Origin of the sequence: Pseudomonas grandcourensis (assembly GCF_039909015.1) — a bacterium.
Lineage (GTDB): Bacteria > Pseudomonadota > Gammaproteobacteria > Pseudomonadales > Pseudomonadaceae > Aquipseudomonas > Aquipseudomonas grandcourensis.
The window spans coordinates 3,702,473-3,727,364 of the sequence record NZ_CP150919.1; the positions used below are offsets into that span (position 1 = coordinate 3,702,473).

The window sequence follows — 24,892 nt, forward strand, 5'->3', positions numbered from 1 at the left end:
TTTTATTTTGGGTATTGGTTTAGCCACTGGCGCGCCTGATACCCACACGGCGCCCACTTTAAACGGGTCGCCACCAGAGAATTCTCAACCCCCGGTCGGCCTCCCGACCGGGGGTTTTGTTTTTTCAGCCCCAACACTTTTAGCGACACACCAGACATTCAGAGGATTCAACACATGAACTACGCCACTTATTACCGTTACGACAGTTTTACCGCCTGGCGATTTACCACCCTCCGCTCGGGACAGCCTGCCGCCTCCGATCGGTCACCCACAGGTGGCAAGCACACACGCGCAGCCAATCCGGCCAATTGTCGAACACCCCAGTAGGGCCGAGCGCGCGGGCACGAACCCGCCGCCAGCCCAGGAAGCCTTGAATATGAACTCGTCCGTCTCTGCACTGCCGCTGTCCACCTTGAGCCCTGCCAATGAAGCGCTGACCCTGCGCCTGCCCAGTTCATCGCAACTTAAACAGCAATTGCCCCTCAGCAACGCCCTGACCCGGCAAGTCGCCGACCACCGCCAGGCGGTTCGCGCGATCCTCAACGGTGAAGATTCCCGCCTGCTGGTCATCGTCGGCCCCTGCTCGATACACGATCCGAAATCGGCCCTCGAATACGCCGGCAACCTTGCCCGCCTCGCCGCCGAAGTCAGCGACGAAATGCTGCTGGTGATGCGCGCCTACGTCGAAAAACCCCGCACCACGGTTGGCTGGAAAGGCCTGGCCTACGACCCGCACCTCGATGGCAGCGATGACATGGCCGCTGGCCTGACGCTGTCCCGCGAGCTGATGCGCGAAATGCTCCGCCTGGGTCTTCCTGTTGCCACTGAACTGCTGCAACCGATGGCCGCCGGCTACTTCGACGATCTGTTGAGCTGGGTGGCGATCGGCGCCCGGACCACGGAGTCGCAGATCCACCGGGAAATGGCCAGCGGCCTGGGCATGCCGGTAGGGTTCAAGAACGGGACAGACGGCGGTGTCGGCGTCGCCAGCGACGCCATGCGTTCCGCCGCCCATCCCCATCGCCATTTCGGTGTCGATAGCCAGGGACATCCAGCGATCATCCAAACCCCAGGTAATGCGGACACCCACCTGGTATTGCGCGGCGGCCATCGCGGGCCGAACTACGACAGCGCCAGCGTCGCCCAGGTGAACAGCGACCTGACCAGACTGAGGATTCCGGCTCGAATCATGGTCGATTGCAATCACGCCAACAGCGGCAAAGACCCGTTGCGCCAGCCAGCCGTGTTCCAGGATGTACTTGAACAGCGTCTGCAAGGTGATCGTTCGCTGATCGGCATGATGATCGAGAGTCATTTGTTCGAAGGCTGCCAGCCGTTGAGCTCGTCATTGAAGTACGGTGTGTCGGTAACCGATGGTTGCCTCGGTTGGGCCGGGACAGAACAACTGTTGCTTGAAGCGGCAGACCGGCTGCGAGCGTCAAACAACGCCCGATAATCGGCATCATCCGTGCGCCCTCCGGTCTTCATGGAAGGACTGGAGGGCAAATGGCAGTCAATGCCCCATCAGGGACTGCACTTGAACCAGTGTCACCCCCGATTGCTGGCGGGTGCCGTCAAGGCGCTCGGCTAAACAGGAAACACGAATCGCGGAATCTCGATGTTCCCTCCAGAACGGGTAGGGAACGATGAACACCAACGGCTCGCCCGCGTTGTCCCGGGTTACTTCACGGTCGTCACCGTGATTGAAATTCTCCCCCTCGCATGTCAGGTAAATCCGTTCTCCTTTTTCAGCGCTGACGTTTTCGATGATGACAGTCACGCCATCCTGCGCATCATGCAGATCCACCCAACCTTCGTTGGCTTCCAGTACAGTGGGTGCTCGCAATGGTCGCCGCTCCAGGATGCCGATCATCAGTGCCGTTACTTCAGAGTAACGAGGCCCCTGCCCTGCTTGCTTGACGCAATAGTCGACGGACACGGAGGAGCCCAGATTGAGCGCAATGCACTCCGGGCTGACCCAAAACGACAGTTCCTCCCCCACCGCGAAGGACTCGACCTTGAGTGCATCACTGTAACTTGCTTCGGCCGAAACGCCGGCCCAGGTCAGCAACACCCAGTCGCCCGCCGCCATGCGCGCATAGGGCTTGATCGTAACGATCGCCCCTTCCTTCACCCAATCCGGATCAAGCGTTCTGCCCACCGCATCGTTCACCGTCGCGGGCAACAGCTCGCATTGAACGTCACCGACACTCAGTTGCAATCGCTGAGAATGCACAGGCTCGGCCAATCGGACGCTCGTGAGTGAGTAACCGATTTCCAGTGAACCACCCTCAAGCGCCGCGATATGTGCGCTACCTACGGCAAAGATTATCTCCTCGCCGACCCGGTCCTCACTGACAAAACGCGCCACATGGTGATTGCAGGCGAGGCCATCGGCATCCAGCCCCGTCCAATTCAATACCAGTTTGTCGCCGCAGGTCATGCCTGGATAAGGCTGGATCCTGATGACGGCTTTTTTGTCAGAGGGGTTCAGAACGCCGTTTTGCGCCTGCTCAAGCATGGGAGGTGGTAATGGTTGCTGCACGAGATTCAAGGTGTCGGGTTCATAAACAGTCATTCATTCGCTCCATTCCCTGGAATACACACCGGTCGGTTGGCCGGCTCCGGACGGCTATTTAACCTCAAGGCAAACAGTTGTGATGTCGGCCTCTCACTCTGGCCCGCTCGGAAAATCGATACATGCAAAGTAGGTCTTTGATCAGCAGCAAGCTGATTGCAGCGAAAACTCCACGAATTATTCCGACTAAGGCTTCAGCCACTCTTGAGCATTCGCACTTGTTCTATTCCGTTTTCCGCAAGTTTCGGCGGACTTTTCATACATCGCGCCAACCTCGAGTGTTTTAGAGTGAAGCGCCATGCAGTCCCAATGAACTTCTGCGTAAAGGTATGAACATGCAAAGGAATGCAAGCACTCGTTACCCAATACTGCTGGTCCACGGCCTTTTCGGCTTCGAAAAAATCGGCAAGTTCGAACTCTTTCACGACATCAGGCAGGCGCTGAGGAACGCCGGAGCCCGGGTGTTCGTTCCCCACTTGTCGGCCATCCATGACAACGAAGTACGCGGCGACCAATTGCTCGCACAGATCGAGCGGGTACTGGAAGGAACCGGTGCACGCAAAGTCAACCTCATAGGTCATAGCCAGGGCGCACTGACCGCACGTTATGCCGCAGCGATTGCGCCACACAGCGTGGCGTCGGTCACCTCCGTCAGCGGGCCGAACCATGGTTCGGAACTGGCCGATTTCCTGCGCAAGGCATTGACACCGGGCAGCCTGCCGGAACATGTGGCCGAGACGGTGGTGACCCTGTTCGCCGACTTCCTCGCGACCTTGAGCGGCAATCAGTATCAACCGCGGAACGCCATTTCCGCGCTCAATGCCCTGACCACCGAAGGCGTAGGCGCATTCAACGACAAATACCCCCAAGGACTGCCCACCACCTGGGGCGGCAAGGGCTGCGAACAGGTCAACGGTGTTCGTTACTACTCGTGGAGCGGCGTGCTGGCGTCGAATGTTCTCGAAGAAGGGCTCTACGCGCTCGATCCGCTCAACGCCTTTTGCCGGGCCCTTTCCGGTTATTTCGTCACGGAAAGCGAGAACGACGGTCTGGTCGGTCGCTTCAGTTCCCACCTGGGCACGGTTATCCGGTCCGACTATGCGCTGGATCATCTGGACGCCATTGGCCAGCCGGCCGGTCAACTGCGCACAGGTGTCGACCCGATTGATCTGTATGTCCAGCATGCCAGGCGCTTGAGGGGCGCCGGCCTTTGAGGTGTCACCTGCCGTGGATCCCGCGCGGAACGGAACTTTGAGGAGAAATCGCTCACTGAATCCGGTAGGCTCAGCACTTTATCGAGTATTGAAAGGAGTATTTTCCCATGGCTAAAGCCACTGCCCGTCACATCCTTGTTGCCTCCGAAGCCAAGTGCAACGAACTCAAGGCCCAAATCGAGGCTGGCGCCGATTTCGCCGAAGTTGCCAAGGCAAACTCCACTTGCCCATCCAGCCGCCAGGGCGGTGACCTGGGTTCGTTCGGTCCGGGCCAGATGGTCAAGGAATTCGACACCGTGGTCTTCAGCGCACCGCTCAACGTGGTCCAGGGCCCGGTCAAGACCCAGTTCGGTTTCCACCTGCTGGAAGTGACCAGCCGTCAGGACTGATCGACGCCTGAGCTATTCACACGACGGCCCGCCTATTGGTGGGCCGTTGTGTTTGTGATGCGCAATACGGCTGGCGAGGGACGCGCCGCTAGCGTACAAATTGTCGTTAACGACCACCCGGCTCTAAGGCTGACAATGCGACTGGCTTTCCCTACCTTGCTGTTCACGGCCGTGGCCCTGCTGATGGGTGTCTCGGGGGTGCATGCGGCACCGCAACCGGCAATGACCGTGTACGGCGAACCGGCGAAATACCCTGCCGGTTTCAGTCATTTCGCCTACACCAACCCGCAGGCCCCCAAGGGAGGCACGATGCGGCGCTCAGCGATCGAAATCGGTCAGTTCGACCATGTCTTGCCCTACATCGACAAAGGCATCGGCGTCACACAGATCGACGGCTTGCTCTACTCACCACTGGCCCAGCGTTCGCTGGACGAGCCTTACACCGTGTACGGTCTGGTGGCGGAGAAGATGGAGCGCTCCGAGGACGGCCTGTCCCTGCGCTTTTACCTCAACCCCAAGGCGCGTTTTGCCGATGGCAAACCCATTACCGCCGAAGACGTGCGCTACACCTTCGACCTGCTGATGACCCAGGGCAGCCTGCGCTACCGCACCCAGTTCGCCGACGTCAAAGGCGTCGAAGTGGAATCGCCACTGACCATCCGCTTTGATTTCAAGAACAACGAAAACCGCACCCTGCCTCTGGATATCGCAACCTTGCCGGTGTTTCCCGAACACTGGTGGAAGAGCCGCGATTTCGCCGGTGGCGGCGGCTATGAAGCGCCGTTGGGCAGCGGCCCCTACAAAGTCGGCAAGATCGATTCGGGGCGTAGCATCACCTTCGAGCGCAATCCCGACTGGTGGGGCAAGGACCTGCCGGTCAGCCGTGGCCTGTACAACTTCGATCATTTCAGCATCGAGTACTTTGGCGATACCGACGTGGCGCGCCAGGTCCTGCGCGGTGGCGCCTTTGACTACAATCGCGAATTTTCCGCCACCGGCTATTCCATCGGCTACGACAGCCCGGCCCTGAGCGACGGGCGCCTGCAAAAGGCCCACCTCGCCACCGAGGCGCCGCAGCCAGCCCAAGGTTTTGTGTTCAATCTGCAAAAGCCCATGTTCCAGGACCGTCGTGTGCGCCAGGCGCTGGTGATGCTGTGGGACTTCGAGTGGAGCAACCGGCAGATGATGCGCGACATGTACATCCGCCAGCAGAGCTTCTTTTCCAACACCGACCTCGCGGCCCGGCAACTGCCGGATTCCGGTGAGCTGGCGATTCTCGAACCGCTGCGCGGGCAGATTCCCGACGAAGTCTTCACCCAGGTGTTCGAAGCGCCGAAGACCGATGGCAGCGGCGTGATTCGCGACAAGCAGTTGCAAGCCCTGGACCTGCTCGAACAGGCCGGCTGGAAACCCGATGGCGACCAACTGGTCAATGCCGATGGCGAGCCGTTGAGCTTCACCTTCCTGGTCAGCCAGAACGGCATGGACCGCCTGCTGTTGCCCTATAAACGCACGTTGAAACAGATCGGCATCGACCTGAACATCCGCCGCATCGACTCGTCCCAGTACGTCAACCGCCTGATGAGCCGCGACTACGACATGATCGTCACCGGCTACCCGGTCACCACCTCTCCGGGGGGCGAACTGGTCAATTACTTCGGTTCGGCGGCGGCCACCGACCCAGGTTCCAACAACTACATGGTGTTGAAGAACCCGGCGGTGGACACCCTGATCACCGGGCTGATCCGCGCCAATACCCAGGCTGACATGCTGCATTACGCCCATGCCCTGGACCGGGTGCTGCAATGGAACTACTACTGGATTCCCAACTATTACCCACCGGGCACCTCGACGGTGTGGTGGAACCGCTTCGGTATCCCGAACGTGCAAGCGAGCAATGACGAAGCCGTCGAGAGCTGGTGGGAGATGAGCACCACGCCATTGACCAACCAACAGATGACGGCCGAGCGTATCAGCCGTGGCAAACCCGGAGGGCCGCACTGATGTGGGCTTACATATTGCGGCGCCTGCTGCTGATCATTCCGACGCTGGTGATCATTCTCCTGGTCAACTTTGTCATCGTCCAGGCGGCGCCAGGCGGGCCGGTCGAACAGGCCATCGCGCACCTGCAAGGCATTGGCGGCGCCGCGGTTGGCGGCAGTTCCAGCGAAGCCATGAGCGGCAAGTCCCGGTCCAGTCGCGGGCTCGATCCGCAACTGATCAAGGACATTGAAAAACAGTACGGCTTCGACAAGCCGGCACACGAACGCCTCTGGCTGATGCTCACCAGCTACGCGCGCCTGGACTTCGGCAAGAGCTTCTTCCGCGGCGCCACTGTCACCGACCTGATCCTCGAAAAAATGCCCGTGACCATATCCCTCGGGCTCTGGGCGACGCTGATCACTTACCTGGTGTCGATTCCCCTGGGTATCCGCAAGGCCGTGCACCATGGCAGCCATTTCGACATCTGGAGCAGTACCGCGATCATCATCGGCTACGCCATGCCGGCGTTCCTGTTTGCGATGTTCCTGATCGTGGTCTTTGCCGGCGGTACTTCGCTGAACTGGTTTCCGGTTCGCGGGCTGGTCTCGGACAACTTCGAATCACTGTCGACCCTTGGCAAAGTGGCCGACTATTTCTGGCATCTGGTGTTGCCGGTGACTTCGCTGGTGATCGGTGGTTTCGCCACACTGACCATCCTGACCAAGAACTCGTTCCTCAATGAAATCACGCGCCAGTACGTGGTCACCGCCCGGGCCAAGGGCTTGAGTGAACGACGGGTGCTCTATGGACACGTGTTCCGCAACGCCATGCTACTGGTGGTGTCGGGCATTCCCCAGGCCTTTATCAGCGTGTTTTTTGCCGGCTCCCTGCTGATCGAGGTGATCTTCTCCCTCGACGGCCTGAGCCGCATGAGCTACGAAGCGGCGGTATCCCGAGACTATCCGGTGGTGTTCGGCTCGCTGTTCATCTTCACCCTGTTCGGCCTTCTGATAAAACTGGTCGGCGACCTCTGCTACACCCTGGTCGACCCGCGTATCGACTTCGCCGCGAGGAACGCCTGATGCTCAAGCTTTCACCGCTGGCCCGTCGCCGCTTCGAACGCTTCAAGAAAAACCGTCGAGGCTGGTGGTCGCTCTGGCTGTTTATCGGCCTGTTCCTGATGACCCTGGGCGGAGAACTGATCGCCAACGACAAACCGCTGATGGTCAGCTATCAGGGCCAGTGGTACTTCCCGGTCTTCAAGCGCCACACCGAACAGGCGTTCGGCGGGCAACTGCCGTTCCAGGCCGACTACCGCAGCGACTACGTGCAGAAACTGATCAAGAAGGACGGCGGCTGGCTGCTGTTCCCACCGATTCCGTTCAGTGACGACACACCCAACTACGACCTGAACACACCCGCCCCCAGCCCGCCCACCAGCGTCAATTGGCTGGGCACCGACGACCAGGCGCGGGACGTTCTGGCCCGGGTGATCTTCGGTGCCCGGGTATCGATCCTGTTTGCCCTGATGCTGACCTTTGTCAGTGCCCTGATCGGCATCGCCGCCGGGGCCCTGCAAGGCTATTACGGTGGCTGGGTGGATTTGCTCGGCCAGCGTCTGCTGGAGGTGTGGTCCGGGTTGCCGGTGCTGTACCTGCTGATCATCCTGTCAGGCTTCGTCGAGCCGAATTTCTGGTGGCTGCTGGGGATCATGGCGCTGTTTACCTGGCTGGCCCTGGTGGACGTGGTGCGCGCCGAGTTCCTGCGCGGGCGCAACCTGGAATACGTCAAGGCCGCCCGCGCGTTGGGCCTGACCGACCGCAAGGTCATCGTGCGGCACATTCTGCCCAACGCCATGAACGCGACCTTGAGCTACCTGCCGTTCATTCTCACCGGGGCGATTTCCACCCTGACGGCGCTGGACTTCCTCGGCTTCGGCATGCCTGCGGGCAGCGCTTCCCTGGGCGAACTGATCGGCCAGGGCAAGCAGAACCTGCAAGCGCCGTGGCTGGGGCTGACGGCGTTTTTCACCCTGGCGCTGATTCTTTCTTTACTGGTGTTCATTGGCGAAGCCTTGCGCGACGCCTTTGATCCGCGCTCTTGATTCGGAATGTAGAGATGACCAACCTGATCGAAATCCGTGACCTCAGCGTGGCCTTCAGCGGCCAGACCGTGGTGCGCAATCTGTGCCTGGACATCCGCCCCGGCGAGTGCCTGGCGCTGGTGGGCGAATCGGGCTCGGGCAAGTCGGTGACGGCCCACTCGATCCTGCAACTGCTGCCGCAAACCGATACACAAACGACGGGCAGCATCCGCTATCGCGGCCAGGAACTGGTGGGCGCCGATACCGGCAAGTTGCGACAACTGCGCGGCAATCGCATCGCGATGATCTTCCAGGAGCCGATGACCTCCCTCAACCCGCTGCACAGCATCGAAAAACAGATCGGCGAAACGCTGCTGGTGCACAAAGGCCTGGCGGGCAAGGCGGCACAAGCGCGGATCCTCGAACTGCTGCACCTGGTGGGCATCCAGAAACCCGAGGAACGCCTCAAGGCCTATCCCCATCAATTGTCCGGCGGGCAGCGCCAGCGGGTGATGATCGCCATGGCCCTGGCGTGCGAGCCGGAGCTGTTGATTGCCGACGAACCGACCACCGCACTGGATGTGACGGTGCAGCGCAAGATCCTGCTGCTACTCAAATCCCTGCAACAGCGACTGGGTATGTCGCTGCTACTGATCAGCCATGACCTCAATCTGGTGCGCAGCATCGCCCAGCGGGTGTGCGTGATGAAGGCCGGGGAAATCGTCGAGCAGGCGGCTTGCGAAACCCTGTTCACCGAACCCAAGCACCCTTACAGCTGCGTATTGCTGCACGCCGAACCCGAGGGCGAAGCCTTGCCCCGGGACGAGCGCGAAAACGTACTGGAGGTGGACAACCTGCAGGTGCGGTTTCCCGTCGGTGGCGGCTTGTTTCAGCGCAAGACCTGGCTGCGTGCCGTCGATGGCATCAGCCTGAATATTCAGCGCGGCAAGACGCTGGGCATCGTCGGTGAGTCCGGTTCCGGCAAGTCCACGCTCGGCCAGGCGATCCTGCGTTTGCTCGACTCCGAAGGCGGTATTCGCTTTCAAGGCCAGGCCCTGGACGGCCTGACGCAAAAACAGCTACGGCCGTGGCGCAAGAAGATGCAGGTGGTGTTCCAGGACCCCTTCGGCAGCCTCAGCCCGCGAATGTCGGTCGCACAGATCATCAGCGAAGGCCTGGAAGTGCACAGCCAGTTGAGCACTGAAGAGTGCAACGCCGAAGTGATCCGGGCACTGACCGAAGTCGGCCTTGACCCACAAAGTCGCCATCGCTATCCCCACGAATTTTCTGGCGGCCAGCGTCAACGCATCGCCATCGCCCGGGCACTGGTGCTGAAACCGGCGTTGATCCTGCTCGACGAACCGACCTCGGCGCTGGATCGCACGGTGCAGAAACAGGTGGTCGCCCTGCTCCGCCAGCTTCAGGAAAAACACGGGCTGACCTATCTGTTCATCAGCCATGACCTGGCGGTGGTGCGCGCCCTGGCCCACGACATGATCGTGATCAAGGACGGCAAAGTGGTGGAACGCGGCGCCAGCCATGAGGTGTTTGACTCACCGCAGCATCCGTACACCAAGGAGTTGTTGGCGGCGGCGATGTTGGGGCAGGCATAATCTGGCCGTTGGACCGCATCGCGAAGAGGCCGGCACAGACAAAACATAATCAGGATCAGCCCCCATGAACACCACCGAAAGCCTCAAGGACTACCAGCGCGTTCGCTTGCTGGCGATCCGTTCGTTGTTCGAAATCATCGAGCAATCGAGTGAAGGCACGGTGATTGTCGACCGCGATGCCAACATCGTCTGGATGAATGAGCGCTATGCCCGGCGCTTCGGACTGCAATCGGCCGAAGGCGCGATCGGCAAGCCCTGCGAAAGCGTAATCCCCGGCAGCCTGCTGCGTGAGGTGGTGCGCACCGGTCGGCCGATTCTGCTGGATATGCAAGACACCCCCAAAGAGCCGCTGGTGGTGATGCGCTTGCCGATTCACGACGATGCCGGTGTAGTCATCGGCGCCATCGGGTTCGCCCTGTTCGACGAATTGCGCAGCCTGTCGCCGATGCTCAAGCGCTACATGAGCATGCAGGAAGAACTGGCCTCCACCCGCTCGCTGCTGCGCGCGCGGCAGACCAAGTACAACTTCGCCCACTTCATCGGCACCAGCGCCGCCAGCCTGGAAGTCAAACGCCGCGCCCGGCGCAGTGCGAGTACCGAATCGCCAGTATTGCTGCTCGGCGAAACCGGCACTGGCAAGGAGTTGCTGGCCCAGGCGATCCACAATGCCTCGCCCCGTGCGCACAAGGCGTTTGTCAGCATCAACAGCGCGGCGATTCCCGAGTCGTTGCTGGAGGCCGAATTCTTCGGCACCGCCCCCGGCGCGTTTACCGGTGCCGACCGCAAGGGCCGCGCCGGCAAATTGCAGATCGCCCAGGGCGGCACGCTGTTCCTCGACGAAATCGGCGACATGCCTCTGCCACTACAAAGCAAACTGTTACGGGTGCTTCAGGAAAAGGAATTCGAGCCGGTGGGCTCCAACGAGGTGATCCAGAGCGATGTGCGGGTGATTGCCGCGACCTCCACGGACCTGGAAGCAGCCATCAAGCGCGGCGAATTCCGCGCCGACTTGTACTACCGGCTCAACGTGCTGCCGATCCAGGTTCCGCCCCTGCGCGACCGCCTCGATGACGTGCCGGCGCTCAGCGAAGCCATTCTCGAAGAACTGCGCAGCCAGCATGAACTGCACCACGAAGCCCTGGAACTGTTGGGCCAACACGCCTGGCCGGGGAACATCCGGGAACTGCGCAATGTGCTGGAACGGGCCGCGCTGCTCAGTGATGACTTGCGCCTGACGACAGCGGATATCCGCGCGGCGATTGGTACGTTCACGCCGGTGGAGCGCGTGGCACCCTTGACCATCGAACCGCTTGCCCATGAGACGTTCAGTGCAGCGCGGGAGCGATTTGACCGGCAACTGATCGAAACCACCCTCGCGCAATGCGGGGGCAAGGTGGTTGATGCGGCGGCGCGACTGGGGCTTGGCCGGTCGACCTTGTACAAGAAGATGGTGGCGTTGGGGATTGTCGAGTCTCAATAAGGAGACATGCATCTCCATTGTTAGACAGACCTTCGCGAGCAGGCTCGCTCCTACAAGAGACGACACTCTACTGATCAACTCGGTCAACTGTAGGAGCGAGCCTGCTCGCGAAGAGGCCAGCACTGCCAAAGAAAGTCTCAAACCAGAGACAGAAACACCCGGCAAACTCACAGAACTTAAAATATATTCTTATATTTCAATAACTTAACCATCTGGCACAAAACTCGCTATACGCCTCTCCCACCAGGCTTCACCCAACAAAAATAACAACCCAGGAGACACACCATGAGTGTGATCATTGCCTTGGCAGCCCTCGCGCTGCTGATGCTGGCTGCCTATCGTGGCTACAGCGTTATCCTTTTTGCCCCGATTGCCGCCCTCGGCGCTGTCCTGCTGACTGACCCGTCTGCCGTCGCCCCCGCTTTCACCGGGGTGTTCATGGAAAAAATGGTCGGCTTCATCAAACTGTATTTCCCGGTGTTCCTGCTCGGCGCGGTGTTCGGCAAGCTGATCGAACTGTCCGGTTTCTCGCGCTCCATCGTCGCGGCGGCCATTCGCCTGCTCGGCACCCGCCAGGCGATGCTGGTGATTGTGCTGGTCTGCGCCCTGCTGACCTACGGCGGCGTATCGTTGTTCGTGGTGGTGTTCGCGGTCTATCCGTTTGCCGCTGAAATGTTCCGCCAGAGCAACATCCCCAAGCGGCTGATCCCGGCGACCATTGCCTTGGGCGCATTCTCGTTCACCATGGACGCCCTGCCCGGCACGCCACAAATCCAGAACATCATCCCCAGCACCTTCTTCAACACCACCGCCTGGGCGGCGCCGTGGCTGGGGGTGATCGGCACGATCTTTGTGTTCTGTGCCGGCATGCTGTTTCTCCAGCGCCAGCGCAACAAGGCCCAGCGTGCCGGTGAAGGCTATGGTTCGGACCTGCGCAACGAGCCGGAAACCGCCGCCGACCTCAAGTTGCCCAACCCGTGGCTGGCGCTCTCGCCCCTTTTGGCGGTGGGCATCATGAACCTGCTGTTCACCCACTGGATTCCGCAGGTGTACGGCAAGACCCACAGCCTCGCGCTGCCGGGCATGGCCGCGCCGGTGACCACGGAAATCGCCAAGCTCACGGCGATCTGGGCGGTACAGGCCGCCTTGCTGGTCGGCATTCTCATGGTGCTGGTGTTTGGCTTCCAGGCGATCCGCAGCAAACTCGCCGAAGGCAGTAAAAGTGCGGTCAGCGGTGCGTTGCTGGCGGCGATGAACACGGCCTCGGAATATGGTTTCGGTGCCGTGATCGCGTCCTTGCCCGGCTTTCTGGTATTGGCCGACTGGCTCAAGAGCATTCCCAACCCACTGGTCAACGAAGCGATTACCGTGACCCTGCTGGCCGGCATCACCGGCTCCGCCTCGGGCGGCATGAGCATCGCGCTGGCGGCGATGTCCGAGCAGTTCATCAGCGCCGCCCATGCGGCGAACATTCCGCTGGAAGTGCTGCACCGGGTCGCCGCGATGGCCAGCGGCGGCATGGACACTCTGCCGCACAACGGCGCGGTGATTACCCTGCTGGCGGTCACCGGGCTGACCCACCGCGAAGCCTATAAAGACATTTTCTGTATTACGCTGATCAAGACCCTGGCGGTTTTCGTGGTGATCGGCACTTTCTACGCCACTGGCATTGTGTGAGGTATTCATGACGACTCTTTCGGGCAAGACCGCACTGGTCACCGGCTCCACCAGCGGCATCGGCCTGGGGATCGCCCTAAGCCTGGCCAAGGCCGGGGCCGACCTGATCCTCAACGGCTTCGGCGATGCCTCCCAAGTGATCGCCCAGGTGCAACAGTTTGGTGGCAAGGTCGGCCATCACCCGGCCGATGTCAGCGATCCGGCACAGATTGCCGACATGATCGCCTACGCCGAGCGCGAGTTTGGCGGCGTCGACATCCTGGTCAACAACGCAGGCATTCAACACGTGGCTGCGGTGGATGAGTTCCCTGTTGAACGCTGGGATTCGATCATTGCCATTAACCTGTCGTCGGTGTTCCACAGCATTCGATTGAGCCTGCCGGGCATGCGTGCCAAGGGCTGGGGCCGGGTGATCAACATTGCCTCGGTGCATGGCCTGGTGGGCTCGGTGGGCAAGTCAGCCTATGTCGCCGCCAAGCACGGGGTGATCGGCTTGACCAAGGTGGTCGCGCTGGAAACCGCGACCACCCAGGTCACCTGCAACGCGATTTGCCCAGGCTGGGTATTGACGCCGCTGGTGCAGAAGCAGATTGATGATCGTGCCGCCAGTGGGGTTGACCCGCAGCAGGCGCAACACGATTTGCTCGCGGAAAAGCAGCCATCGCTGGAGTTCGTGACACCGCCGCAATTGGGTGAACTGGTGCTGTTCTTGTGCAGCGAGGCCGGCAGCCAGGTGCGGGGTGCGGCATGGAATGTTGATGGTGGGTGGTTGGCGCAGTGACTGTCGTTTGCTTTTGTGGCGAGGGAGCTTGCTCCCTCGCCACAAAAGCCTGCTCCACATCAGCCTGTGTGAAGGCATAAAAAAAGAAGAGGCAAACCATGTCCGACATCCTCTGGCAACCCGACGCCAAACGCATTGGCAAGACCCGCATGGAGGCCTTTCGGCGCTTCGTCAATCAGCGGCATCATCTCAAGATCGACGACTACCCTGCCCTGCACCAGTGGTCCATCGATCAACGCGCGGACTTCTGGCAAGCCATCGTCGATTTCTTCGACATCCGCTTCCACGAACAACCCGACGCCGTGCTGCTCGAAGGCCCCCGGATGCCCAGCGCCCAGTGGTTCCCCGGCGCAACGCTGAACTTTGCCGAACACCTGCTACAGCGTCGCGACGATGCGATTGCCGTGATAGCCGTTGGCGAAAACGGCCGGCGTGAACATTTGACCTGGGCCGAACTGGCCGAACAGGTCGCCGGTTTCCAGAATGGCTTGATCGCCGCCGGCGTCAGTGTGGGTGACCGGGTCGCCGCGTGCATGCCCAACACCTGGCAAACCCTGGTGGCCATGCTCGCCACCACCAGCCTTGGCGCCATCTGGTCATGCTCTTCGCCGGACTTTGGCACCCAAGGGGTGGTTGACCGTTTCGGCCAGATCGAACCGAAAGTGCTGGTGACCTGCGCCGGCTATCGCTATGCCGGCAAAGAGATCGACCAGACCGCCAAGGTCAACGAAATCCTCGAACGCCTGCCGTCATTGCAGCAGTTGATCGTCGTGCCTTACACACGTCCACACGCACACATCGAAGAATTCCGCACCCAGGCCAACGTGACGCTGTGGGACGATTTCTACGAACCCGGCGGCGAACCGGATTTCGTCCCGGTGCCCTTCGCCCATCCGCTGTACATCCTCTACTCCAGCGGCACCACCGGCGTGCCCAAATGCATCATCCACAGCACCGGAGGCGTGCTGCTGCAACACGTCAAGGAACACGGCCTGCATGGCGATCTCGGCCCCGGTGAACGGCTGTTCTACTACACGACCTGTGGCTGGATGATGTGGAACTGGCTGGTGTCGGCGCTGGCGACAGGCAGCTCCGTGGTGCTGTACGACGGCTCGCCGTTCCACCCCGAGCCGCAACGCTTGATCGACCTGCTCGACGACGAACGCATCTGCGTCTTCGGCACCAGCCCCAAATACCTCGCGACCCTGGAAAGCTGCGGTATCAAGCCGCGAGAAAGTCACGACCTGGGCAGCCTCAAGACATTGCTCTGCACCGGCTCGGCGCTGTCGCCGAACAGTTACGACTACGTCTATCGCGACTTCAAGGCTGACGTGTGCCTGGCCTCGATGTCCGGCGGCACCGACATCGTCTCGTGCTTCGTCAACGGCAACCCGATGTCGCCCGTGCGGCGCGGCGAAATCATGGGCAAGAGCCTGGGCATGGCCGTCGAAGTGTGGAACGACGAAGGCCACCCGGTGATCGGCGAAAAAGGCGAGCTGGTCTGCACCCGGCATTTCCCGGCGATGCCCATTGGCCTGTGGAACGACCCCGATGGCGAGAAACTGCGCCAATCCTATTTCAGCCTGTTCCCCGGCGTCTGGGCCCAGGGTGATTACGCCGAACAACTGCCCCATGGCGGGATGATGATCCATGGTCGCTCCGATGCCGTGCTCAACCCCGGCGGCGTGCGCATCGGCACGGCGGAAATCTATCGTCAGGTGGAGAAAGTCCCCCAGGTGCTCGACAGCGTGGCCATTGGTCAGCATTGGCAGGATGACGTGCGGGTGGTGCTGTTCGTACGCTTGCGCGACGGGCTTGAACTGGACGAGGCTCTGCAACAGCAGATCCGCGAGACGATTCGCGCCAACACCACGCCGCGTCATGTGCCGGCTAAGATTGTCGCGGTGACCGACATTCCCCGGACCATCAGCGGCAAGGTCGTCGAGTTGGCGGTGCGCAACGTGGTGCATGGGCAGAAGGTGAAGAACACCGATGCCCTGGCCAATCCCGAAGCGCTGGAACAGTACCGAAACAGGCCCGAACTCCTGGATTGAAACAAGGCAACTTGTAGGAGCGAGCCTGCTCGCGATAGCGGAGTGTCAGTTGACATCAATGCAAATTGACCCGACGCCATCGCGAGCAAGCTCGCTCCTACAGGGTACTGTGTCGCCTACCGCTCACCCTGACGGGGCCTTCACAATCGACCACCTGTGCAAGAATAGACGCCAGCTATAGCGAATTGGCGCAGGACACCCAGATGAACGCAACACCAACCGCCAGCGATGCCCAGGCCTTGATCGCCCGAATCGACTGGGCAAGCAGCCCGCTGGGCGCTGCCAGCACTTGGCCACAAAGCCTGCGAACCGCCGTGGATATCGTCATCCACTCACCGATGCCGATGCTGCTGCTATGGGGCCCGCAACTGACGCAGATCTACAACGACGGCTTCGCCCTGCTCGCCGGGAGCAAACATCCACACGCCTTCGGCCAACCGACGCACCTGATCTGGCCAGAGTTGCAAGACTTTACCGACCCGATCTACAGCGCCGTCCTTCAAGGTCAGGTGCGAACCTACAGCGAGCAGCGCTTTACCCTGCAACGCGGGGGCCGGGAGTCTGACGTCTGGCTCGACCTGACCTACAGCCCGATCCGCGACGAAAGTGCCGAGGTGTCCGGGATCCTGGTCACCGCCATCGAAACCAACGAACGCCGACGCATCGCCCTCGAACTCGAACAGCGCTCGGCGGCCAGCCTCAAGGCCCAGCGTGAAACCGAGGAGCGCCTGCAACTGGCCCTCGCCGCCACCGATGCGGTCGGCACCTGGGACTGGGACATCAGCGAGGACCGTTTCATCGCCGATGCGCATTTTGCCCAGTTGCACGGCATCGACCCGGCCATGGCCAGTCAGTTGCCGATCACTGAATACCTGCACGGTGTACACCCCGAAGACCGCGCCCTGATCGCCCGCAGCATCAAGCATTGCATCACCCACGGCAGCGAATACGCCGAGGAATATCGCCTGTTGCAAACCGACGGCCACATGCGCTGGGTGTTTGCCCGCGGTCGCTGCTACAAAGATCACCACGGCCGGCCGATGCGTTTCCTCGGCGCCGCCCTGGACCTGACCGAACGCAAACACACCGAACAGGCCCTGCGCCAGAGCCAGACCGAGCTGCAACTGATCATCAATGCCATGCCGATCCTGATCAGCTACGTCGACCGCGAAGAACGCTTTCGCCTGAACAATGCGGCGTACCTCGACTGGTACGGGCTGACGCCGCAAGAGCTTTACGGGCGAACCATTCTTGAAGTGATTGGCGAAGAAGCCTATGCACTGCGCGCGCCGTACATCACTGAGGCACTGTCCGGCCGGCCCTGCTGCTTCAGCATCAGCACACCGCACCGCGACGGCAGCATCCGCCAGGCCTTGATGAATTACCTGCCACGCCACGGCGCGGATGGCGCGGTGAACGGTTTCTACATCTTTGTGATCGACGAAACCGAACGCAAAAAGACCGAAGAAGCCCTGCGCAACCTCAACGAAACCCTTGAAGAACGGGTTGGCGCCCGCACCCGACAGCTGGCCGAGGCCAACGAGCGCCTGCAAAACGAGATGTTCGAGCGCGAACGTGCCGAAGACGCCCTGCGCCATGCGCAGAAAATGGAAGCGGTCGGCCAGCTGACCGGCGGCATCGCCCATGACTTCAACAACATGCTCACCGGCATCATCGGCAGCCTCGACCTGATGCAACGCTACATTGCCGACGGCCGCGCCAGCGAGATCGGCCGGTTCACCGAGGCGGCCGTGTCCTCGGCCAACCGTGCCGCCGCCCTCACCCATCGCTTGCTGGCGTTCTCCCGGCGTCAGTCGCTCAACCGCAAGCCGCTGAACCCCAACGAGTTGATTCATTCGCTCGAAGACTTGTTCAGGCGTACCAAGGGCGACCACATCGAACTCAAACTGCAACTGGCCGAGGACATCTGGCGGGTCAGCACCGATGTCAGCCAGCTGGAAAACGCCTTGCTCAACCTGGTGATCAACGCCCGGGACGCCATGCCCGAAGGCGGCGAGTTGCAGATCGAAACCGCCAACCTGTACCTCGACGGCAACGACATCACCACCCTGGAACCGGTCAAGGCCGGTGACTACGTGATGATTGCCGTCAGCGACAACGGCACCGGCATGACGCCCTCGGTGCTGGCCAAGGCATTCGACCCGTTCTTCACCACCAAGCCCATCGGCCAGGGCACCGGTTTGGGCTTGTCGATGATTTACGGTTTTGCCCAACAAACTGGGGGCCACGTCAGCCTGTTCAGCCTGCCCGGACGGGGCACCAGCGTGCGTTTGTACCTGCCGCGCCTGCATTCGAACGAGCCGGAACAAGTCCTGTCGCCCCTCATCGGCGAGGCACCGGCGGCGATTGCCGGCGAAACCGTGATGCTGGTCGAGGACGATGCAGCGGTGCGCATGCTGGTGCTGGACCTGCTCAAGGAGCTCGGTTACCGCGCCCATGAAGCCAAAGATGCCAAGGGCGCCCTGCCGGTACTCGAGTCGGACCTGCGGGTGGACCTGCTGGTGACCGACGTGGGGTTGCCGGGCATGAACGGCCGCCAACTGGCGGAAATCGCCCGCCAGCACCGTCCCGAACTGAAGGTGCTGTTCATGACTGGTTACGCCGAAATCGCCGCTGAACGCCAGGGCTTCCTCGAAGAAGGCATGGACATGGTGGCCAAGCCGTTTTCCATCGACCTGCTGGCCAACAAGATTCGCACGATGATCAGTCAACCGGACTGAGTTGAGGCATAATCGCGCGCCCCCCGCTGCCACCCACATAGCCACCACCGTTGCAAGGTAACCGCCACATGAAAGCTCAAGCCCGCCATATCCTGGTGAAAACCTCGGAAGAAGCCGAGCAGCTCAAACAACGCATCGCCAAGGGCGAAGCGTTCGACGTGCTGGCCAAGAAGTATTCGACCTGCCCATCGGGCAAGCGCGGCGGCGATCTCGGTGAAGTGCGGCCAGGGCAGATGGTCGGCGTGATCGATGCAGTGATCTTCAAGAAACCGCTGCGGGTGGTGCACGGGCCGATCAAGAGCAAGTTCGGGTATCACCTGGTGCAGGTGTTTTACCGGGATTGAGTGGCTGATCAGGCCCCTGTGGCGAGGGGGCTTGCCCCCGTTCGAGTGCGCAGCAGTCGCAAACCCTGCACACTCGGTGTGTCATCAAAATCAGATCCAGCAGGTTTTGGGGCTGCTTCGCAACCCAACGGGGGCAAGCCCCCTCGCCACAAAAGCTCCCTCTCCACAGATAATGGATTCAATCCCTTGGAATCAGCGCCCCCGGCACCTGAATCACCCGGCTCGCCAACAGATGCCCGGCCTCGGCGGCGTCCGCCGGGCTGCCGCCCTTGAGCCGCGAAGCCAGATACGCGGCGCTGAAGGAATCCCCCGCCGCCGTGGTGTCGACCACCCGCTCGACCTTCTGCGCCGGCACCTCGAATGACTCGCCATCACAACGAATCAGGCACGCTTGGGCACCGCGCTTGAGCACCACTTCCGGCGTACCGATCTGCTCGTACGCGGCAAACACCGCGTCACAATCGGCATAGCCAAACAATGCCTGTTCGTCCTCCACCGTCAGCAACGCCAGGTCGACATGTGGCAGCACACGGCGATACGCCGCCTGTGCCTCCTCGACCGATGCCCACAGCCGTGGCCGGTAGTTGTTGTCGAATACGATCCGCGCATCGCGCTGGCGGGCTTCGATCAGGGTTTCCAGCAGTTTTTCCCGGCCTTGCGCGCCGAGTACCGCCAGAGTGATGCCGCTGAAGTACAGCACGTCGTAATCCGGCAGCGCAGCGAGGATCGGCGCGGCGGCCGGGGTGGTGAAGCAATCGCGGACTGCGGCTTCGTTGCGCCAGTACAGAAAGCGCCGCTCACCGGCGGCGTCAGTCTGGATGCAATACAAACCCGGCAGGCGCCCAGGCAGACGCTGGACCATGCCGAGCCCGATATTTTCCGCCGCCCAGCTCTGGCACATCGCATCGCTGAAACTGTCATCGCCCAGGGCGGTGACGTAGTCCACGGAGCCGTCCTCTCCCAGTTCCCGGGACAGGTACACGGCCGTATTCAAGGTGTCGCCGCCGAAGCTTTGTTGCAGGCTGCCGTCGGCGCGATGCTGCAACTCGATCATGCATTCGCCGATCAGGGCGATGCGTGGAGTGTTGGGGCCCAGGGTGTTGATGGTGTTCATACGCGGTTTCTCTTTTGTCTGGTAGGGCCTCTTCGCGAGCAAGCCCGCTCCCACATTGGATCTTCGGTGTACACAAAACCCTGTGGGAGCGGGCGTGCTCGCGAAAGCCGCGCCGCGGTTTCAGTCTTAGAAACAGGTTTCCATGGTCTCGATGACGTTCAGTTGCTCATCCACCAGGCAACCGACACGCCACTTGTCGAACGTCAGGCACGGGTGCGAAGTCCCGAACGAAATGATGTCGCCCACCCGCAGATCAACCCCCGGCGCGACGGTCATGAACGCATGCTGGTCCATCACAGCAGTCACTTTGCAGGCGCTCACATCATCGCCTTTGGCCGGCACGGCGCCCGCCTTATAACGCAGCAATGGCACCGGCAAACCGGCGTCGTAGGCCACATCGCGCTTGCCCAGGGCAATCACCGCAAACCCCGGCTCCGGCAATGACTGCACGTGCGCCCACACTTCCAGCGCCGGACGCAGGCCTTCGTGCAGGTCGCTGCGACGGTCGAGCACGCAGCACTGCGCTTCCTTGTAGATGCCATGGTCATGGGCCACGTAACTGCCGGGACGCAGCACACTGAGGAAACGCCCGGCGGCGTTCTGCGCTTCGAAGGACTCGGCAATCAGGTCATACCAGGCCGACCCCGACGCGGTGATGATCGGCTTGGCAATGGCGAAGGCTCCGCTGTCCTGCAACTGCACCGCCAGGCGCACCAGTGACGCGGCGAAATCGCGAATGCCGGTCACCGCGTGATCGCCATGGATCACCCCTTCGTAGCCTTCGATCCCGGTCAGGGCCAGCGCCGGTTGCGCGGCGATGGCCTTGGCCAGATCGAGCACTTCCTGCTCGCTGCGGCAACCGCAACGACCACCAACCACGCCGTATTCGATCATGACGTTCAGGCGCACGCCGCGGGAGGCGAAATAGGCGCCGAGGTCGGCGACGTTGTCCGGGTGATCGACCATGCAATAGAAGTCGAACGTCGGGTCAGCCAGCAGGTCGGCGATCAATGCCATGTTCGGCGTACCGACCAGCTGGTTGGCCATCAGCACCCGGCGCACGCCATGGGCGTAGGCCGCTCGGGTTTGCGTGGCGCTGGCCAGGGTGATGCCCCAGGCACCGGCGTCCAGTTGGCGGCGGAACAACGCCGGGGTCATGCTGGTTTTGCCATGGGGTGCAAGTTCGGCGCCGCTGTCGCTGACGAACGCCTGCATCCAGCGGATGTTGTGTTCCAGCGCCTCGCGGTGCAATACCAGCGCAGGCAGGCTGACGTCACGCACCAGGCTCGCTCCGATCGCGGCGGTGCCTTTGTCCACGTTGGCAGTATGGGGGGCAGAAGACATGGTCGAACTCCTCGTTCACGCGGCCGCGGGCAGCCGCTGTTATTCGTTGATGCGACGGGCCAGGCTGTTGGCGCTGTCGATCAGCACCCGGCGGTAGTCGTTGTAGTTTTTCTTCGCATCGGCCCGTGGCGCGACGATGCAAAGGGTCGCGATGGCCACGCCGTTGGGGTCTTTGACCGGCGCGGCGAAGCAATGGGTAAAGGTGTCGGCGACGCTATCGAAGGAAAAGAAACCATCGATACCGGCCTGGCGGATTTCCTTGAGAAACTGCGCAAGTTCCAAGCGTTCGCCATCGGGCAGGATGAAGTCGTCGTGGTCGATCAGGTCAACGATTGCCTGGTCGCTCAGGTGCGCCAGCAGCAGGCGTCCGGAGGCGGTCCAGGGGATGGGCGCGTTTTCGCCGATGTCCGAGGAAATGCGGAAATGCCGCTCACCTTCCTTCATCAGCGCCACGGTGTACTTGCGCCCGTTGAGCAGGCACATCTGTGCGGTTTCATGGGTCTGGCTGACGATGTCCTGCAAGGCGTGATCGGCCTCGCGGGTCAGGTCGAAATGGCGCAGGTGTGCCTGCCCGAGAAAATACAACTGGCGACCGAGGTAGACATGACCGTCCTTGCCCACCGGCTCCAGGATCCGTCGCTCCAGCAGCGAGGCCACCAGTTCGTAGACCGTGGATTTGGGGCTGCCGATGCCGTTGGCGATGTCGTTCGGGCGCAGGGGCTGGCCGATCTCCTTGAGGAAATCGAGGATATCGAACGCCCGGTCCAGCCCGCGTGCCCGGCGCTTGATGGTGTCTTCGGTCATTTCAGTGGTTCCCATTCAAAGTCGCCCGTAGGAGCTGCCGCAGGCTGCGATCTTTTGATCTTGCCTTGGCAGCACCCATAAAAAACGCCAGAAGATCGCAGCCTTCGGCAGCTCCTACAAGAGCAACCGCCGATCAAGCCTTTTTCTTGTACGCAATACAGTCGATCTCGACCTTGCAGTCGACCATCATGTTCGCCTGCACGCAGGCCCGCGCCGGGGCGTGTTCAGGTTTGAAATACTCGGAGAACACCTTGTTGAAACTCGTGAAATCCCGCGGATCCTCCAGCCACACGCCGGCACGCACCACGTCTTCCAGGCCGAAACCTGCCTCTTCGAGAATCGCGATCAGGTTCTTCATGGTCTGGTGAGTCTGTTCGACAATGCCACCGACAATGATCTCGCCATCCAGCGCCGGCACCTGACCAGACACGTGCAGCCAGCCGTCGGCTTCGACAGCGCGGGCGAATGGACGAGGCTGACCGCCAGCGGCGGTGCTGCCGGTGCCGTAACGAGTAATGCTCATGAGTGTTTCTCCTGATTGAAAATTGAAGGTTAAAAACGGGTGCTTTTGAGAAATTCCGCCAGTCGTGGCGATTGCGGACGTTCGAACAGGTCCTTGGGCGGCCCCTGCTCTTCGATACGCCCCTGATTCATGAATACGATCTTGTCCGAAACCTCGAACGCAAAGCGCATTTCGTGGGTCACCAGCAGCATGGTCATGCCGTCTTCGGCCAGGCCCTTGATCACGCTCAACACTTCGCCCACCAGTTCCGGGTCGAGGGCCGAGGTCACTTCGTCGAACAGCATCAGGCTCGGGTTCATCGCAATCGCCCGGGCGATCGCCACGCGCTGCTGCTGACCGCCAGACAATTGACCGGGAAAGTGATCGCGTCGTTCCAGCAGGCCAACGCGCTCCAGCCATTTCTCGGCCAGGGCCACGGCCTCGTTCTTGTGCAGCTTCTTGACCTTGAGCAGGCCCAGGGTGACGTTCTGCAATGCGGTCAGGTGTGGAAACAGGTTGAACTGCTGGAACGCCATGCCGGTCATGGCGCGATGGCGGGCAATGACTCTTTCCGGGTGGCGAATGCGTTTGCCGTTGACCTCGTCATAACCGATGGATTCACCGTCGAGCAGGATCTGCCCGCCCTGGAACTCCTCGAGCATGTTCACGCAGCGCAGCAGCGTGGTCTTGCCCGAGCCGCTGGAACCGATCAGCGTCACCACGTTGCCGCGCAGCATGCTCAGGTCGACGCCCTTGAGCACTTCGAGCTGGTCGTAACGCTTGTGCAGGCCGCGAATGTCCAGCAGAGGTTGGCCGTTTTGTGCATTGGTTTGAGTCTGAGTCATGGCAAAGCCACCCGCTTTTCAATGTGCCGGCCGAGTAACTCGATGCCGTAGTTGATGACGAAGAACAGGAATCCGGCGAACAGGTAAAACTCCAGGGTCATGAACGTCCGGGCAATGATCTGCTGGGTACTGAGCAGCAATTCCGCCACGCCGATCACCGACAACAGGGTCGAGGCCTTGACGATCTCGGTGGACGAGTTGACCCAGGTCGGCAGGATCTGCCGCAACGCCTGGGGCAACAGCACGTAGCCGAGAGCCTGGTAGAACGTCAGGCCGATGGCCTTGCTCGCCTCCATCTGCCCGCGCGGCAATGCCTGCAACGCACCGCGCACGATCTCGGCAACGTGGGAGCCGCAGAACAGCGTCAAACCCAGCGCACCGGCCTGGAAGGCGCTGATCTGCCAGCCAAGTGCCGGCGCCATGTAGAAGCACGCCAGCACCAACACAAACACCGGCGTGCCGCGAATCACATCGACATAAAAACGAAACGGCGCGCGCATCCAGAATTTGCCGTAAGTCAGCACCAGACCGGTGACGACGCCAACGAGCGTGCCGAACAAAATCGCCAGCACCGACACCTGGACACTGGTCAGAAAGCCGTGCCACAACACTTCCCGCGCCACCCACAACTCATGCAACCAACTGGGGGATTCGTACATGGGGGCCTCCTATCGGCGAATTGCCAGACGCTGTTCGAGGTAACGCAGCATCATGGCAATGAGGTAACAGGCCGCGACATACAACGCCGTGGTCACCAGCCAGGTTTCAATCACCCGGTAGCTCTCGACATTGATCTTGCGCGCGTAATAGGTCAGCTCGGGTACCGCAATCGCGGCCGCCAGCGAGGTGTCCTTGAACAGCGAAATGAAGTTGTTCGACAGCGCCGGCAACACATTGCGCAGCATCACCGGCACGGTGACGTAGGCCTTGACCTGCCACTCGCCCAGGCCAATGGCCAACCCTGCTTCACGCAGGCCCTTGGGAATGCTCAGCAAACCGCCACGGAACACTTCGGTCAGGTACGCCCCGGCATACAGCGACAGCGTGATGATGAACGAGGGGATCTTGTCCAGCCGGATCCCCAGGCTCGGCAACGCAAAGTAGATCAACAGGATCAACACCAGGATCGGCGTGTTACGGATCACCGTGACATACACCGACGCCAGCACCCGCAATGCGCGGTGCTTCGACAGCAAAGCGAACGCCATCATCAGGCCGATCACGCAGCCGATGGCGATCGACACCAGGGCCAGCTCAAGGCCCATGCCGAGCCCCGCCAGCAAGGTGTCGAAATCGCGCCACACGGCGGCAAAGTTCAACTGATAGTTCATGGTCAGCAGTACCTT

General features: G+C 61.3%; 21 protein-coding genes. 13 read left to right on the forward strand and 8 right to left on the reverse strand.

Translation table 11 applies throughout. The features are described from left to right. Positions 1–376 precede the first annotated feature (376 nt). Entirely contained in the window at positions 377–1,456 is a 1,080-nt protein-coding gene (locus AABM52_RS16555; protein ID WP_347906901.1) for a 3-deoxy-7-phosphoheptulonate synthase, read from the forward strand. Positions 1,457–1,513: 57 nt separating this feature from the next. On the opposite strand, the gene AABM52_RS16560 is transcribed toward AABM52_RS16555, so the two are convergent. Next, positions 1,514–2,578: a hypothetical protein gene (locus tag AABM52_RS16560; RefSeq protein WP_347906903.1), complete on the reverse strand. Its 1,065-nt coding sequence runs from the start codon at positions 2,576–2,578 to the stop codon at positions 1,514–1,516. Positions 2,579–2,913: 335 nt separating this feature from the next. Here AABM52_RS16560 and AABM52_RS16565 point away from each other — a divergent pair, with 335 nt between their 5' ends. The 12 genes from AABM52_RS16565 (at position 2,914) to AABM52_RS16620 (ending at position 18,937) form a co-directional block, all read left to right on the forward strand. After that, complete coding sequence (locus tag AABM52_RS16565; protein WP_347906905.1) at positions 2,914–3,792, forward strand: triacylglycerol lipase; 879 nt, start codon at positions 2,914–2,916, stop codon at positions 3,790–3,792. A gap of 107 nt (positions 3,793–3,899) precedes the next feature. Next, entirely contained in the window at positions 3,900–4,181 is a 282-nt protein-coding gene (locus tag AABM52_RS16570) for a peptidylprolyl isomerase (RefSeq protein WP_008051985.1), read from the forward strand. Between the two features lie 135 nt (positions 4,182–4,316). Continuing rightward, positions 4,317–6,185 carry an extracellular solute-binding protein gene (locus AABM52_RS16575; RefSeq protein ID WP_347906907.1) on the forward strand — a complete coding sequence of 623 codons (1,869 nt, stop codon included), beginning with the start codon at positions 4,317–4,319 and terminating at the stop codon, positions 6,183–6,185. Continuing rightward, positions 6,185–7,246: a microcin C ABC transporter permease YejB gene (locus AABM52_RS16580; protein WP_347906908.1), complete on the forward strand. Its 1,062-nt coding sequence runs from the start codon at positions 6,185–6,187 to the stop codon at positions 7,244–7,246. The genes AABM52_RS16575 and AABM52_RS16580 overlap by 1 nt, the downstream gene beginning before the upstream one ends. Next, positions 7,246–8,268 carry an ABC transporter permease gene (locus AABM52_RS16585; protein ID WP_347906910.1) on the forward strand — a complete coding sequence of 341 codons (1,023 nt, stop codon included), beginning with the start codon at positions 7,246–7,248 and terminating at the stop codon, positions 8,266–8,268. The genes AABM52_RS16580 and AABM52_RS16585 overlap by 1 nt, the downstream gene beginning before the upstream one ends. A 14-nt stretch (positions 8,269–8,282) precedes the next feature. After that, a complete protein-coding gene (locus tag AABM52_RS16590; RefSeq protein ID WP_347906912.1) occupies positions 8,283–9,860 on the forward strand; it encodes an ABC transporter ATP-binding protein in 1,578 nt (525 codons plus the stop codon). Between the two features lie 64 nt (positions 9,861–9,924). Continuing rightward, complete coding sequence (locus AABM52_RS16595) at positions 9,925–11,340, forward strand: sigma 54-interacting transcriptional regulator (protein WP_347906914.1); 1,416 nt, start codon at positions 9,925–9,927, stop codon at positions 11,338–11,340. A 285-nt stretch (positions 11,341–11,625) separates the two neighbouring features. Further along, positions 11,626–13,017, forward strand: coding sequence for a GntP family permease (locus AABM52_RS16600; RefSeq protein WP_007974692.1), 1,392 nt, complete (start codon positions 11,626–11,628; stop codon positions 13,015–13,017). 7 nt (positions 13,018–13,024) lie between these two features. Further along, positions 13,025–13,798, forward strand: coding sequence for a 3-hydroxybutyrate dehydrogenase (locus AABM52_RS16605; protein WP_347906915.1), 774 nt, complete (start codon positions 13,025–13,027; stop codon positions 13,796–13,798). 98 nt (positions 13,799–13,896) lie between these two features. Beyond that, positions 13,897–15,852: an acetoacetate--CoA ligase gene (locus AABM52_RS16610; protein WP_347906916.1), complete on the forward strand. Its 1,956-nt coding sequence runs from the start codon at positions 13,897–13,899 to the stop codon at positions 15,850–15,852. A 203-nt stretch (positions 15,853–16,055) separates the two neighbouring features. Next, positions 16,056–18,593: a PAS domain S-box protein gene (locus AABM52_RS16615; protein WP_347906918.1), complete on the forward strand. Its 2,538-nt coding sequence runs from the start codon at positions 16,056–16,058 to the stop codon at positions 18,591–18,593. Between the two features lie 68 nt (positions 18,594–18,661). Further along, the gene (locus tag AABM52_RS16620; protein ID WP_007898282.1) at positions 18,662–18,937 is read left to right on the forward strand and encodes a peptidylprolyl isomerase; all 276 of its coding nucleotides are present in this window, start codon (positions 18,662–18,664) and stop codon (positions 18,935–18,937) included. Between the two features lie 178 nt (positions 18,938–19,115). Here the strand turns inward: AABM52_RS16620 and AABM52_RS16625 are convergent, their stop codons facing one another. The 7 genes from AABM52_RS16625 to AABM52_RS16655 all read right to left on the reverse strand — a co-directional run bounded on the left by AABM52_RS16625 (position 19,116) and on the right by AABM52_RS16655 (position 24,877). Then, entirely contained in the window at positions 19,116–20,051 is a 936-nt protein-coding gene (locus tag AABM52_RS16625; protein WP_347906919.1) for a sugar kinase, read from the reverse strand. A gap of 126 nt (positions 20,052–20,177) precedes the next feature. After that, positions 20,178–21,395 carry an amino acid deaminase gene (locus tag AABM52_RS16630; protein ID WP_347906921.1) on the reverse strand — a complete coding sequence of 406 codons (1,218 nt, stop codon included), beginning with the start codon at positions 21,393–21,395 and terminating at the stop codon, positions 20,178–20,180. Between the two features lie 39 nt (positions 21,396–21,434). Then, positions 21,435–22,199, reverse strand: a complete 765-nt coding sequence (locus tag AABM52_RS16635) for an IclR family transcriptional regulator (protein WP_347906923.1) — start codon at positions 22,197–22,199, stop codon at positions 21,435–21,437. Positions 22,200–22,332: 133 nt separating this feature from the next. After that, positions 22,333–22,722 carry a RidA family protein gene (locus AABM52_RS16640; RefSeq protein WP_223443001.1) on the reverse strand — a complete coding sequence of 130 codons (390 nt, stop codon included), beginning with the start codon at positions 22,720–22,722 and terminating at the stop codon, positions 22,333–22,335. Positions 22,723–22,751: 29 nt separating this feature from the next. After that, the gene (locus tag AABM52_RS16645) at positions 22,752–23,546 is read right to left on the reverse strand and encodes an amino acid ABC transporter ATP-binding protein (protein ID WP_347906925.1); all 795 of its coding nucleotides are present in this window, start codon (positions 23,544–23,546) and stop codon (positions 22,752–22,754) included. Further along, positions 23,543–24,205 (reverse strand): amino acid ABC transporter permease, encoded by a 663-nt coding sequence (locus AABM52_RS16650; RefSeq protein WP_347906927.1) that lies wholly within the window; start codon positions 24,203–24,205, stop codon positions 23,543–23,545. The genes AABM52_RS16645 and AABM52_RS16650 overlap by 4 nt, the downstream gene beginning before the upstream one ends. A gap of 9 nt (positions 24,206–24,214) precedes the next feature. Continuing rightward, positions 24,215–24,877 (reverse strand): amino acid ABC transporter permease, encoded by a 663-nt coding sequence (locus AABM52_RS16655; protein ID WP_032829783.1) that lies wholly within the window; start codon positions 24,875–24,877, stop codon positions 24,215–24,217. Positions 24,878–24,892 lie beyond the last annotated feature (15 nt).